A 13,329-nucleotide genomic window follows, 5' to 3' on the forward strand; every position below is an offset into this window, starting at 1 on the left:
TCACACACCCGGCCCCGCGCGCTATGCCCACCTCACGACGCCGGCCCCCCCCCCTCAACCCGGGGCGGTCGCCAGGCCGCCCGCGGCCGTCAGGCCGTACGCTCGTCGCGGTCGGCGCCCCACAGCGTGTGGAACGAACCCTCGCGGTCCACCCGCCGGTAGGTGTGCGCGCCGAAGAAGTCCCGCTGCCCCTGGACCAGCGCCGCGGGCAGCCGCTCCGAGCGCAGCGCGTCGTAGTACGCCAGCGCCGCCGAGAAGCCCGGTGCCGGTACGCCCAGCTCGACCGAGGTGGCCACCACCCGCCGCCAGGCGTCCTGCGCCGCGCCCAGCGCCTCGGCGAAGTGGCCGTCGGTCAGCAGCGTGACGGGCTTGCGGTCCTTGGCGTACGCCTCGGTGATCCGGTTCAGGAACCGCGCCCGGATGATGCAGCCACCGCGCCAGATCCGCGCGACCGCCCCGGGGTCGATGTCCCAGCCGTACTCCTGGCTGCCCGCCTCGATCTGGTGGATGCCCTGCGCGTACGCCACGATCTTCGAGGCGTACAGCGCCTGCTCGACATCGTCCGCGAACCGCTCCGCGGCGGCCCCCGTGAGGCCCTTGCCGGACGGCCCCGGCAGCCCCTGAGAGGCGTCCCGCAGATCCGCGTGGCCGGACAGCGAACGGGCGAACACCGCCTCGGCGATCCCGCTCACCGGCACACCCAGGTCCAGCGCGGTCTGCACGGTCCAGCGGCCGGTGCCCTTCTGCTCGGCCTGGTCCTGCACGATGTCCACGAACGGCTTGCCGGTGGCGGCGTCGGTGTGCCCGAGCACCTCGGCGGTGATCTCGATCAGATACGACTCCAGGCGGCCGCCGTTCCAGGTGCGGAACACCTCCGCGATCTCACCCGGCGACATGCCGAGCGCCCGCCGCAGCAGGTCGTACGACTCGGCGATGAGCTGCATGTCCGCGTACTCGATGCCGTTGTGCACCATCTTCACGAAGTGGCCGGCGCCGTCCGGGCCGATGTGGGTGCAGCACGGTGTGCCGTCCACCTTGGCGGAGATGGACTCCAGCAGCGGGCCGAGGGACTTGTAGGATTCCACCGATCCGCCGGGCATGATGCTGGGCCCGTTGAGCGCGCCCTCCTCGCCGCCGGAGATACCGGTGCCCACGAAGTGCAGCCCGCGCTCGCGCAGGGACTTCTCCCGGCGCCGGGTGTCGTCGAAGTGGGCGTTGCCCCCGTCGATGATCACGTCGCCCTCTTCGAGGAGGGGTGCGAACTCCTCGATGACGGCGTCGGTGGGCGCACCCGCCTTGACCATGATGATCAGCCGCCGGGGCCGCTGCAGCGAGGCGACGAACTCCTCCGCGCTCTCGGCCGGCACGAAATTCCCCTCGTGACCGTGCTCCTCCATGAGCGCCTTGGTCTTGGCGAACGTGCGGTTGTGGAGAGCGACGGTGTGCCCGTGCCGGGCGAAGTTACGGGCGAGGTTGCTACCCATGACGGCGAGCCCTGTGACGCCGATCTGGGCGGTGGGCTGGGCGGTGGAAGGGCTGGGCATACGGTGTTCCACTCCTGTCACGCGCATCGAATCCTTATGCGAGGCAGCAACGCCGAGGGGAGCGAGGATCTTCCCCATCGATCAGCCGGATATCGCCCGGCCATAGTTGCACGATGTGCGCGACGGCGGACGAGTGTCCGAGGAAAGCGGCCGGGGTGTGTCATTTTTCGCACGCCCGGACGGGACGCCGGATTGTGGGGTACTCACAAGGGGCGTGGTGGACGGGGGGTGGGGATGCGATGGGTGCACGGTGGGTCCGTCGGCGGGTGATCTTGCCGCTTGTCGGCGGTCCTGGCGTGCGGCTTCCTAGTGCATGTGGATCACCGCGTAGGTCTCGCCGTCTCTCGGCGGCCGCGTCCAGGAGCGGGTGGCAATCGTGTGCAGCCGGCCGTTCACGATGGCGTGACGCGGCAGATGGGCGCCGAACTCCCCGGCCAGCGCTTCCAATAGCGACCGTTCCACCTCGGCGCTGTCCTCCAGGTTGCTGAAGAACCCGCTCGGGTCCAGCGCTTGCGGTATCTCCCCGCTTGACCGGACCTCTCCGTCGGCGTACGTGAACGCGTACTCCTCGACGCCGTCTCGCGCCACCGACAGGTGGAAGAACGGCTCCCCGTGCCAGGTCCTCAGGCCGCTCCACACCACCACCGCGCGAGTGCCCGCGCTGGCGGCCGCGGCCGGGGAGACGAACCGCCGCCGGTCGAACGGGGCGGGATCGCCGTCGAAGGCGAAGCTCCAGCCGGTGCCGGCCCGGCCGACCGCCATCAGAGCCCTGTCCTCGTAGGACGAGAACTCCCTCTGGCCATGCCGCGACCTGTCGCGCGCCTCCCAGAAGGTCATGGGTTCGGTCAGCACGGTGCCGTCCCCGTCCGCGAGACGGCCGGGCAACTCCTCCGGCTCCACGCCTTCCACCAGGACGAACCGGTAGGAGGTGCGGTTGTTGCCCGGGTCCGGCTCCGCGAGCCACGCCAGGCCGCTCGTGTCGAGCCCGGCCGCCGGAGCCGGTGCCTGGCCGGTCTGTCCGCCCCGTGGAGTGGACAGCAGCTCGCGGCCCCGCTCCGGAGTCAGCAGCGGCCCGAGCACGGGGTCCGCCACCCACCCCAGCGGCGCCAGGTGGTCCGGCCCCAGCGGCTCCCACAGGGGCAGAGCATGTATCAGTGTCCGCCACGCCCCGTCGGTGTCTCCCCACCGCGCCAGCTCCCGCGCCCGCTCGACCGCCTCCCCGAACGGTCCGGCCGCCGTGTACCGGTACGTGCCGTTCCGCACCTGATCCAGCGTCGCGTAGGCCAGTGACACCAGGTCGTCGTCGGCGCCCCGCAGATGGAACGTCAGCGTGGCGTCGTCCCGGTACGAGTGCGCCGCGTGCTCGGCGACCAGTGGTGGCAGCAGCTCGGGAGCGTAACTCCGGTCCGTCACCAATCCGTCGAAGTACACCATGGAGGTCTGTCCGAGCAGGCGGCGTATCTGGTCGCCCAGCCCGACGGCCCGAGGTCTGCCGTACTCCTTGGCCTCCTCCAGCGCCGTCCCGGCCCGTTCCCATCCGCCGCGCAGCGCCTCCAGCCGGGCCTCCTCCACCCGGGCGTCCAGCTTCCGCGTCGTATCGTTGGCGAACACCGGCTCCTCGTCACTCGGGTGCGCCAGCAGGCTGTGGAACTCCCGGTACATATCCCGCATGAACGCGAGGAAGTTCGCATGCCGGTCGGGTGGCGCGGCCCGCCAGCTCGCCCACGTGTACACGGCCCACTCACCGTTCTCGTCCACGTCCTCGGGATCCAGGAGGACGTGGGTGATGTCGGACTCCACGTCGAGCTGCAGCCCGCGCCGCCAGATGTCCGACTCCCTCCGCTCCTCGGCCCCGGCATCCTCGTCCAGGTACTCCTCGAACATGTCCGCCAGGCCCGACTCGTTGTTGTGCCAGTGCGCGTCCTCGGTCCCCGCCAGCAGCCACACGAACTCGCCCGCATGCCGCCACCCGTCGCTGACCTCGAGGAACTCCCGGTACGACGGGGGTATCCGTCGGCCGAGGCGCTCTTCCATGGCCGCGATCCGCTCCTCGGACGCGGGCGGGAACCCCAGCCACCGCGACTGCCGGGCGGCCTCGTCGTCCTCGCTTCGCGTCTCGTCGTCCGGCAGGGAATCCGCCCACTCCCCGCTCCACCTGAGCAGGAAGGACCGCCAGTCGAATGCCGTGGTGTCCGTCATACGCCCGATGCTGCCACCTGCCACTGACATCACTCCGCCGCTTGCCGCGGTCAGCGCCTCGTTGGTCCGATCGCGGACCGGGACCAACGTCCCGTCCACGATCGACATCCGATCCGGGCCGCACCGGACTCTGTGCGGAAGGACGGGGCTCCCCTTATGGGCGGTCATCGGTCATGACGCGCACGGCTTGGCTGCGCACTTCATCCACGCACTCCAGCAGGGCGACCGCGTCTCGCCGCTTGTCGGCCTCCGCGCTCCCGTCGCCCACCTCGCCCCCGCGCACCGCGGCCACGAAGTCCTGGAGGCAGCCGCGCAGTTGGTCCGACGCCGGCAGCGTGAACCGCTCCTCGTGGTCCTGCTCCTTTAGCACCAGCACCGGCTGGTGAGCGGCGGGCGGAGTGAACGCGCGCGTCACCGACAGTCGCCCCCGGTCTCCCCACAGCGTGTACGACGACGCGTACACATGCTCGAAGCCGAACGTCACGTGGGCCAGTACCCCAGAAGGCGAGATCAGCAACGCCTGCCCCGACAGGTCGAGCCCGTCCGAGGCACGCGTGCGCAGCGTCGCCCCCGCCACCCGCGGCCCGGGCCCCAGCAGCAGCGCCGCGGCGCGCAACGGATAGACGCCCACGTCGAGCAGCGCCCCGCCCCCGAGGCCGGGTGCGTACCGGATGTCGTCAGCGGGTAGCGGCGGAATACAGAAGGACGCCTGGAACGTGCTCGGCGTGCCGATCCGTCCGCGCCGCACCAGGTCCGCGGCGAACGCGTGCTGCGGATGGTGCGGGAACATGAAGTTCTCCCGCAGCACCAGACCGCGCTCCCGCGCGAGGGAGCACAACTGGCGTGCCTCGTCGGCGTTCACCCCGATCGGCTTCTCGATCAGCACGTGCTTGCCGGCGCGTAGCGCGCGGTCCGCCCACGCGCGGTGCAGCGCCGTCGGTGTCGAGATGTACACCGCCTCCACGTCCGGGCGCCTCAGCAGCGCCGCGTAGTCCGTCTCCGCCGCACAGCCGAATTGCTCGGCGAAACGGCCCGCCTTCTCCACGGACCTGCCGGCGATCGCGATGAGATCGACCTCCGGCATGCTCACCGCGGTGGGGAGCACGCGCCTGCGGGCGATCGACGACGTGGCCAGCGCCCCCAGCCGCAACGGCCGGACTCCGGCCGGGCTCACAACGCCCGCAGCGCCGCCACCAGGGTCCTGGCCTGCACGTTCACGTGATGACTGTAGTGGAGCAGTTCGTCCAACTGGCATGGTGTCACCCAACGGAAATCGTCCGATACGGTGGGGAGGTCGCTCTCCGCCTCGATGATCAGGTAACGGCTCTGGGCGTTCCGGAACCGGCCGCCTTCCTCCGACAGGACCACGTCGTAGGCGGCGCCATCGGCGCGGGCCAGTGCCTCGGCGAGATAGGGCGGCTGGTCGGCCGCGGGGAGATGGGCGTAGTTCTCGGGCACGCACTGCACCGTGGGGCCGAGCTCGACTACGTCGAGGAAGCCCGGCTCCGCCCGCGCCCGCAGCAGCGCGTGCGGTACACCGTCGACACGGCGGACGAACAGGGCCACGACTCCGGTGCCGTGCGGTTCGAGCAGCGGCTGGGACCAGGAGGGCACCTCCCGCCGGCGCGAGGAGACGTCGACCGCCACCACCTTGAAGTACAGCGCCCGCTCATGGGCCACCTCGTCCGCGGTACGGTGCCAGCCCGCGGTCTCCGCGAGGCCGATCGGCACCACCTCGACCTCGTGCTCGGCCCGCCGCCGCGTGATCCAGCTACGGATCTCCCGGTCCGCGTGGAGCGCCCGCCGCGTGTCCTCCTGCCGCCAGTCCGGAAGGCAGGACAGGACGGTCCGCGCGTCCATATTGATCAGGTTGTCCTGCCGCAGCAGCGCGTGGACTTGTCCCAGCGTCAGCCAGGCGAAGTCCGCACCCGCCTCGGCCTCGGGGCCGACCTCCACGACCATGTTGCGGTTGCGCTTGCGCAGGAACCACGAGCCCTGTTCCGACTGTAGAACGTCCGCGACGACGGATTCGGGTGCCGCGCGGCGGAAGAGCTTCAGATAGGGGACGGCGGAACCACCGTGCACCCGGGAGTAGTTGCTCTTGGTCGCCTGCACCGTCGGCGACAGCTGCACGCCGTTGACGTTCCCCGGCTCGGGCTTCGCCTGCATCAGCAGATGTGGCACACCGTCGAAGTCGCGCAGCGCGATGCCGAGAAGGCCGATCTCCGGCTGTCGGATGATCGGCTGTGACCATGCGGACACCGGACCGAAGTCCGATCGCACCCGCAGCCCGTGCACCGAGAAGAACCGTCCGCTCGCGTGCCGCAGGTCGCCCGTCCGTTCGTCGAAGCCCCAGCCGCGCAAGGCGGCGAACGGCACCCGCTCCACTCGCTGCGCGTGCTCGCGACGACGTCTGTCGAGCCACGCCAGTACCTCCGGGTTGCTCATCACCCCGCCGTCGACCGCGGCGGCGGAAGCGGCAAGCCTCGACACGCTACGGGGCTCCGCGGTGCGGGACGGCAACATCAGACCTGTCGCGGTCATCGACTCCGCCTCTACTCGTTCCGGGAAACACGGCCGCCGAGCGCTCGGCGATCCGCGGGCTGCGCGGTGCACGACATCGGCACCGCGCCGCCACCCAACTGTGGGTGCAAAGGGCGGATCTTGCGGCGGCTGTTGCGCAGCAAGAGTGCCATAGGAGGGTTTGCCTGGCACCGGTTCAGGGTGTGACGGGATCTGTAACTGTGGCTCTCGCGGACGCCCCTCCCGCCGGGGCACGTGAGGATGGTGGCGTTCAGGTGGCCTATCCACCGCAGGACGGCATGAGAGGCAGAGACTGGCGTGAATCCTTTCGACGATCCCGACGCCGAGTTCTTGGTGCTGGTCAACGGCGAGGGGCAGCATTCGCTGTGGCCCGCCTTCGCGGACGTGCCCGACGGCTGGCAGGTCGCCCACAGCAAGGACACCCGTGAAGCGTGCCTGGCCTACATCGAGGAGAACTGGACGGACATGCGGCCCAAGAGTCTGATCGAGGCCATGGGCGGCTGAGCCGTCCTCGGCGCGCGTTACGGTATGAAGGGGATAGTCCTCGCGGGCGGGAGCGGTACCCGGCTGCATCCTTTGACGCATGCGGTGTCGAAGCAGATCCTGCCCGTCTACAACAAGCCGATGGTCTACTATCCGCTGTCGGTGCTCATGCTCGGCGGGATCAGGGAAATCCTCGTCATATCGACTCCGCGCCATCTGGACTTGTTCCGTGTGCTCCTGGGCGACGGCAGCCGGCTGGGGATGTCGATCGAGTACGCCGAGCAGCGTGCGGCGAACGGCATCGCCGAAGCCTTCGTCATCGGTGCGGAATTCATCGGGGACGAGCCCGTGGCGCTCGTGCTCGGGGACAACATCTTCCATGGTCCCGGTTTTTCGAGGATTCTGCACCGGGAGGCAGGCAACATCGACGGCTGCGTGCTCTTCGGCTACCCGGTCAAGGACCCGGAGCGCTATGGCGTTGGAACCATGGACGAGCGGGGCCGACTGATCCACCTGGAGGAGAAGCCGGCGGAGCCCAAATCGAATCTGGCGATCACCGGACTCTATCTCTATGACAACGACGTGGTGGACATCGCCAAGAATATCCGGCCCTCCGAGCGCGGCGAACTGGAGATCACCGACGTCAACCGGGTCTATCTGGAGCGCGGTAAGGCCAGGCTGATCAGCCTGGGCCGCGGCTTCGCCTGGCTCGACACCGGAACGCACGATTCACTGCTCCAGGCCGGACAGTACGTCCAGCTCCTCGAACAGCGCCAAGGAGTGCGGATCGCCTGTCTCGAAGAGATCGCCTTCCGCATGGGGTTCATCGACGCCGTGGCCTGTTACGAGCTCGGCGAGCAACTGCGGCACACGGACTACGGAAAGTATCTCATGGACATCACGGCCGAAAACCGCTGAGGGGAAGAACTCATGCGCATAGTCGTGACTGGCGGCGCGGGCTTCATCGGCTCGCACTTCGTCCGCCGGGCACTGACAGGGGCGTACGAGGCCCTGGTGGACGCGGAGGTGGTGGTGGTCGACAAGCTCACCTACGCCGGCAACGAGGCCAACCTGGCCGAAGTCGCCGCCAGTCCCCGGCTGCGTTTCGTGCGGGGTGACATCTGCGACGTGGCGCTCATCAACGACCTGTTGCGCGGGGTCGACCAGGTGGTCCACTTCGCCGCCGAATCGCACGTAGACCGTTCCATAGCCGGCGCCGAGGAGTTCGTCAGGACCAATGTGCTGGGCACACACACTCTCCTCGAGGCGGCGGCCGAAGCCGAGGTGGCGAAATTCGTCCACGTCTCCACGGACGAGGTGTACGGCTCCATCGACCTGGGCTCCTGGAGCGAGAACGAACCACTCGATCCCAACTCCCCCTATGCCGCGTCCAAGGCATCGTCCGATCTCCTGGCACTGGCCTTTTACCGCACCCACGGGCTTCCCGTGTGCGTGACCCGGTGCGCCAATAATTACGGCCCCTATCAGCATCCGGAGAAAGCCATCCCGCGGTTCATCACCAACCTCATGGATGGCGAGCCGGTGCCGCTGTACGGCGACGGCGCGAACGTGCGGGACTGGTTGCATGTCGAAGACCACTGCCGGGGCGTCGCCCTGGTCGCGGAAAGGGGCCTGGCGGGGGAGGTGTACAACATCGGCGGCGGTACGGAACTGGCCAATCGGGAGCTCACGGAAAGAATACTCGAATTGCTCGGTGCCGACTGGTCGATGGTGCGGAAGGTGCCGGACAGAAAGGGACATGACCGTCGCTATTCGCTGGACATCACCAAGATTTCCGGCGAACTCGGCTACCAGCCCGCCATGTCCCTCGAGGAGGGCCTGGCGGATACCGTGAAATGGTATGCGGGGCGGCGCGATTGGTGGGAGCCACTGAAGGTGAGCGGATAGTGGGTGGGTGCGCGGAAGAGAACTCTCGAAGCTGAGGGAACCTCTCGTCCACGAGAGAAAAGGATCACCAGAGAAAGGAACGATGAGCGCCATGGCGTTGCCCGCTACCGGTGAGAGCCGGTGGTTCCGCAGGTTCCATCCGAACCCGGAGGCCGATATCAGCCTGGTGTGTCTGCCGCACGCCGGGGGAACCGCGAGTTTCTACTTCCCGCTCTCCGAGCTGCTGCCTTCGACCGTGGAGGCCGTGGTCGTCCAGTACCCGGGGCGACAGGACCGGCTGAGTGAGCCGTGCGTCGAGAGCGTCCCCGAGATGGCGCGGGCCGTCTTCGACGTGCTGAAGCCGCTCGCCGCCAAGCGTCCCGTCGCGCTGTTCGGTCACAGCATGGGCGCCGCCGTCGGATTCGAACTGGCCATGCTGCTCGAACGAGAGCTGGGGACCACACCCCTGGCGCTCTTCGCCTCGGCCAGGTCCGCGCCTTCGCTCCAGCGCGGCCGGGACATCCACCGTCTCGACGACGCCGGGCTCGTCGCCGAGCTGCGACGGCTCAGTGGCACCGACGCGCAGATCCTCGACGAACGCGAACTGCTGCAATTGGCTCTGCCGTCGATCCGCAGCGACTACAAGGCGTCCGAGACCTACCAGACAGAGCCCGGCACGGCACTGCGGTGCGACATCGTCGCACTCACCGGCGAAGCCGACGACCACGTCTCGGTCGAGGAGGCGGCGAGCTGGCGGGAGCACACCGCGGGCAGCTTCGACCTGCGGGTATTCCCCGGGGGCCACTTCTATGTCGCCGAGCACGGGACAGCGGTGGCCGCGGCGATCACGGACACCCTGAGTGCGGCGCGGACCCGCGGCGGACAAACCATCGGCTGAGGGAGAACCCGACGATGCGTGTACTTTTCGTGACGCTCTCCGACAGGTCGCATCTGCTGTCCATGGTGCCGCTCGCGTGGTCCCTGGCCGGCGCGGGCCACGACGTCCAAGTGGCCAGCAGCCCCGCGCTGGTGGACGCCATCAAGAGCATGGGCCTGACCGCGGTCTCCGTCGGCGAGGACCACAACTTCCACGAGATGCTGGCGCGGAACCGCGGCTCGCTGGAGAACCCGCTTTCCGACTGGTCCAACCCGACCCTCGAGGCGCACTCGTGGGAGCAGGCACTGACGAAGCTCAGAGTCAGCGTCATGTTCTCGCACCAGGTCTACAACGACCCCATGATCCCCGACCTGGTCGCGTATGCCCGCCGCTGGCGACCCGACCTGGTCGTCTGGGAACCCCTCAGCTACGCGGGGCCGGTGGCGGCGCGCGTCGTCGGCGCCGCCCACGCCCGGCTGCTGTGGTGCTTCGACAACCACTCCGCGATGCGCGACGTCTTCCTCCAACGCCAGGCGGAACGCCCGCGGGAGCGCCGTGAAGACCCGATGGCCGACTGGCTCGGCAAGCACCTCAGCCGCTACGGCAGCTCGTTCGACGAAGAGGTCGTGGTCGGCCAGTGGACCATCGACCAGGTACCCACCAGCCTCCAATTTCCGTTGACGGTGGAGCGGATACCGGTCCGCTACCTCCCCTACAACGGCCCCTCCGAGATCCCGGACTGGCTGCACGAGCCACCCGAACGCCCGCGCGTCGTCCTGACTCCCGGCATCTCCGCGCGTGCCGTGGTCGGCGGCACCCTCCTCCCGATCCCCGACATGATCGACACGCTGGGCGACATGGACGTTGACGTGGTGGCCACGCTGCCGCCCGACGAAGCCGAGAAGCTCGTCAAGGTCCCCAGCAACACCCGTATCGTCGAATTCGTCCCCCTGCACGCCCTGCTTCCCACTGCCTCGGCCGTCGTCCACTACGGTGGCTTCGGCTCCTGGAGCACGGCACTCGCCAACGCCGTACCCCAGTTCATCCCCACCATCCGCTACGCCGACTGGTGGAACAGAGCGACAAGCCTGTCCAAGGCCGGCGCGGGACTCGCCGTTCACGCCTCCGAGCTGACGGCCGACGTTCTGCGCGACAGCGTGCAACGGCTGGTCAAGGATCCGTCCTTCAAGAGCGGAGCCGAGCGCCTGCGCCAGGAGAACCTGAACGCCCCCACCCCACACGATCTGGTGCCCGTACTGGAAAACCTCACCGCGGAGCGTCGCCGATGAAGGTACGAGAGCTGGCGGTGTCCGGCGCCTACGAGTTCGTCCCCGACGTTCACCGCGACCAGCGCGGCGCGTTCGTCGCCCACTACACCGAAACCGCCTTCTCGGAAGCCGTGGGGTATCCGCTGCGCCTGGGCCAGGTCCACCACAGCTACTCCCGGCGCGGGGTCGTCCGCGGCGTGCACTATGAGGACGTACCGCCCGGCCAGGCCAAAGTGGTGACCTGTCCCGCCGGGGAACTGCTCGACGTGGTGGTCGATCTGCGGGTGGGTTCCCCCACGTTCGGCCGCTGGGACAGCACCCGGCTGAACCCGGACTCCTGCCGTGCGGTGTACCTGGAGGAGGGACTCGGGCACGCGTTCATCGCCCTGCGGGACAACACGGTGGCCGCCTATGTGACGTCGGTGGAGTACGACCCGGCCGCCGAGCACGAGATCGACGCCTTCGACCCGGCGCTCGGACTGCCCTGGCCCGACGGCATGGAGTACCTGGTCTCCCCACGTGACCGGGACGCGCCGACGCTGGCCGAGGCCCGCCGCGCCGGCGTGCTGCCGTCGTACGAGGCGTGCCGGGCGCTGCACGTGGACAGGGGTGACAGGGCACGGTGAACGACGTGATCGATGCGCACGCGAGCTCCGCCGTCGTCATCGGCGGCACCGGATTCCTGGGACGGCACATCTGCACGGCGCTGGCCGCACATGGATATGACGTCCTGGCCGTGGCGAGAAAACCCGTTCAACCGATTCCCGGGGCCCGCTTCCTTCCGCTCGACGTGGCATCCGCGACGGTCGGGGACATCGCCGAGGCCGTGGGCTCCGCCGATCTCGTCGTCAACGCGGCGGGCGACATCGGGGCGGACGACGAGGAACGGATGACGGCCGGGCATGTCCTGCTCGTCGACCAGCTGGTGCGTGCCGTCTCGACGCTCCGCCGGCGGCCGAGGCTGCTACAGCTCGGCACCGTGCACGAGTACGGCCCCGTCCCGGAGGGCACGGCCATCGCGGAGGACCACCCGACCGCCCCTGGCAGCCTCTACGCGCGCACCAAGCTGGCCGGCAGCCGAATCGTCCTGGACGCCACGGAGGCGGGGCGCGTGGACGGCTGTGTGCTCCGCCTCACCAATGGCTGCGGACCCGGCGCCCCGCTGCACGGCTTCCTCGGCCGACTCGCCGCCCAACTGCGCACCACCAGCGAGGACGCGCCGCTCACCCTGACCGTCGTCGACGACCAGCGCGACTTCGTCGACGTACGTGACATCGCCGAGGCCGTGGTGCTGGCGGCGGGCACACGGGCGACCGGGCGGCTGATCAACATCGGTTCAGGGACCGCCACCAGCATGCGGGAACTCGCCGGAATTCTCGTCTCCGTGTCGGGAGTGCCCCCGCACCTGGTGCGGAAGGGGCAGGCCCCGGTACACAGCAAGGGTGGCGCGTGGACCCAGGCCGACATCCGGCTCGCGCGCGGGCTGCTGGGCTGGTCCCCGCGGGTGCCGCTGGAACAATCCCTCCGCGACTTGTGGGCCGCTTCGTGACTTTTCCGGTCTGACGCGGCGCGGCCGCTACCTGGATGGTGTGCTGTCGAGGAGGCGCAGGCCGACCGTCATGGGAAGCTCCCGGTGCGGCTTGAGCGAATCGAAGGAGTGCGAGTGGTGCCCTTCGGCCACCGGCTTGCGGGTCAGGAAGGCCAGCAGGTCTCGCGTGGCGGGCTTCGACTTGTCGGCGGCGTACAAGGTCGAGACGCTGTGCTTGCTCTCGTGGTCGACGATCAGGCACGTGTCGAGGAAGTCACGGTGCTGCGCCTTGGCGTGAACCAGGTCGGCGTCCGCGTCGTGCCATCGAGTGCCGTTCACCTCGCGCATGTCGTGCAGGAACGTGACGGCGCTGTCGCCCGTCATGTTCTCGCTGCCCAGGTAGGTCGTCATGGTGTGGTCGACACCGTCGCTGTGTACCCCTTCGAGCGCCGGCTCGCCGATCAGGTCACCGTCGGTGATGGTCCGCACGTTGAGTAGTGTGCAGATCCACTGGTCGCTGTCGTAGTCCAGTTTCGGCCGGTGGGTGACCGTCACGCCTTCGAAGACCAGGAACTTGAAGACGAAAAGCGCCTGTAGGGCGGTGTTGAGCTGTAGGTCGTTCTGAATCTCGTCGAAGATGCGCACCTGACCGGAATCGTGCCGTACGAAGTCGTCCTCCATGGACAGCATGAACGGCTGGAATTCGAGCCGCCGCACCCGCATGGACCGCGGGTCGAAACCGAAGCGGCCGGTCCTGGTCTTTCGGAACGGGAGGGTCGGGTCGCTCTTCAGCCCGTCACTGACGGTGGTGAGGCTCTTGAGGTCGTCGTCTGTGGCGCCCAATCCCTTGACGATCCTGGTGAGCTGAGCGCCGGGGACGAAAGCGAAACGATCGCGGATATAGGTCGAGCGTATCTCTGTAATCTCGGAAACCACGGAGTCATAGTTCGACATATCTTTTGTGCCCTCCATGATGATACGGCGGATTCATTGGCCGAG

General features: G+C 68.7%; 12 protein-coding genes. 7 read left to right on the forward strand and 5 right to left on the reverse strand.

Annotated elements, in window-relative coordinates:
• Positions 1-89: 89 nt before the first annotated feature.
• The 4 genes from gndA to ACFXB5_RS25125 form a co-directional block, all read right to left on the reverse strand.
• The gene (gene gndA / locus ACFXB5_RS25110) at positions 90-1,544 is read right to left on the reverse strand and encodes an NADP-dependent phosphogluconate dehydrogenase (RefSeq protein ID WP_385211688.1); all 1,455 of its coding nucleotides are present in this window, start codon (positions 1,542-1,544) and stop codon (positions 90-92) included.
• Between the two features lie 306 nt (positions 1,545-1,850).
• Entirely contained in the window at positions 1,851-3,743 is a 1,893-nt protein-coding gene (locus tag ACFXB5_RS25115; RefSeq protein ID WP_385211690.1) for an SMI1/KNR4 family protein, read from the reverse strand.
• A 154-nt stretch (positions 3,744-3,897) separates the two neighbouring features.
• Positions 3,898-4,917 (reverse strand): Gfo/Idh/MocA family protein, encoded by a 1,020-nt coding sequence (locus ACFXB5_RS25120; protein ID WP_385211692.1) that lies wholly within the window; start codon positions 4,915-4,917, stop codon positions 3,898-3,900.
• A complete protein-coding gene (locus tag ACFXB5_RS25125) occupies positions 4,914-6,287 on the reverse strand; it encodes an NDP-hexose 2,3-dehydratase family protein (protein WP_385211694.1) in 1,374 nt (457 codons plus the stop codon). The genes ACFXB5_RS25120 and ACFXB5_RS25125 overlap by 4 nt, the downstream gene beginning before the upstream one ends.
• Before the next feature lie 297 nt (positions 6,288-6,584).
• Between ACFXB5_RS25125 and ACFXB5_RS25130 the strand changes: the two genes are divergently transcribed.
• From ACFXB5_RS25130 to ACFXB5_RS25160, 7 genes are all read left to right on the forward strand, one after another.
• The gene (locus tag ACFXB5_RS25130; RefSeq protein ID WP_385211696.1) at positions 6,585-6,791 is read left to right on the forward strand and encodes an MbtH family protein; all 207 of its coding nucleotides are present in this window, start codon (positions 6,585-6,587) and stop codon (positions 6,789-6,791) included.
• Positions 6,792-6,815: 24 nt separating this feature from the next.
• Entirely contained in the window at positions 6,816-7,688 is an 873-nt protein-coding gene (gene rfbA, locus ACFXB5_RS25135; RefSeq protein ID WP_385211698.1) for a glucose-1-phosphate thymidylyltransferase RfbA, read from the forward strand.
• Between the two features lie 12 nt (positions 7,689-7,700).
• Positions 7,701-8,678, forward strand: coding sequence for a dTDP-glucose 4,6-dehydratase (gene rfbB / locus ACFXB5_RS25140; RefSeq protein ID WP_385211700.1), 978 nt, complete (start codon positions 7,701-7,703; stop codon positions 8,676-8,678).
• 91 nt (positions 8,679-8,769) lie between these two features.
• Positions 8,770-9,555 carry a thioesterase II family protein gene (locus ACFXB5_RS25145; RefSeq protein WP_385211702.1) on the forward strand — a complete coding sequence of 262 codons (786 nt, stop codon included), beginning with the start codon at positions 8,770-8,772 and terminating at the stop codon, positions 9,553-9,555.
• 14 nt (positions 9,556-9,569) lie between these two features.
• The gene (locus ACFXB5_RS25150; RefSeq protein ID WP_385211703.1) at positions 9,570-10,823 is read left to right on the forward strand and encodes an activator-dependent family glycosyltransferase; all 1,254 of its coding nucleotides are present in this window, start codon (positions 9,570-9,572) and stop codon (positions 10,821-10,823) included.
• Positions 10,820-11,428, forward strand: coding sequence for a dTDP-4-dehydrorhamnose 3,5-epimerase family protein (locus ACFXB5_RS25155; protein ID WP_385211704.1), 609 nt, complete (start codon positions 10,820-10,822; stop codon positions 11,426-11,428). Before ACFXB5_RS25150 ends, ACFXB5_RS25155 begins: the two co-directional genes overlap by 4 nt.
• A gap of 5 nt (positions 11,429-11,433) precedes the next feature.
• Positions 11,434-12,351, forward strand: coding sequence for an NAD-dependent epimerase/dehydratase family protein (locus ACFXB5_RS25160; RefSeq protein ID WP_385211706.1), 918 nt, complete (start codon positions 11,434-11,436; stop codon positions 12,349-12,351).
• 27 nt (positions 12,352-12,378) lie between these two features.
• Here the strand turns inward: ACFXB5_RS25160 and ACFXB5_RS25165 are convergent, their stop codons facing one another.
• Positions 12,379-13,266 (reverse strand): 2OG-Fe dioxygenase family protein, encoded by an 888-nt coding sequence (locus tag ACFXB5_RS25165; RefSeq protein WP_385211708.1) that lies wholly within the window; start codon positions 13,264-13,266, stop codon positions 12,379-12,381.
• Between the last annotated feature and the right edge of the window lie 63 nt (positions 13,267-13,329).

It is taken from the genome of Streptomyces sp. NPDC059455, assembly GCF_042750115.1.
Lineage (GTDB): Bacteria > Actinomycetota > Actinomycetes > Streptomycetales > Streptomycetaceae > Streptomyces > Streptomyces endocoffeicus.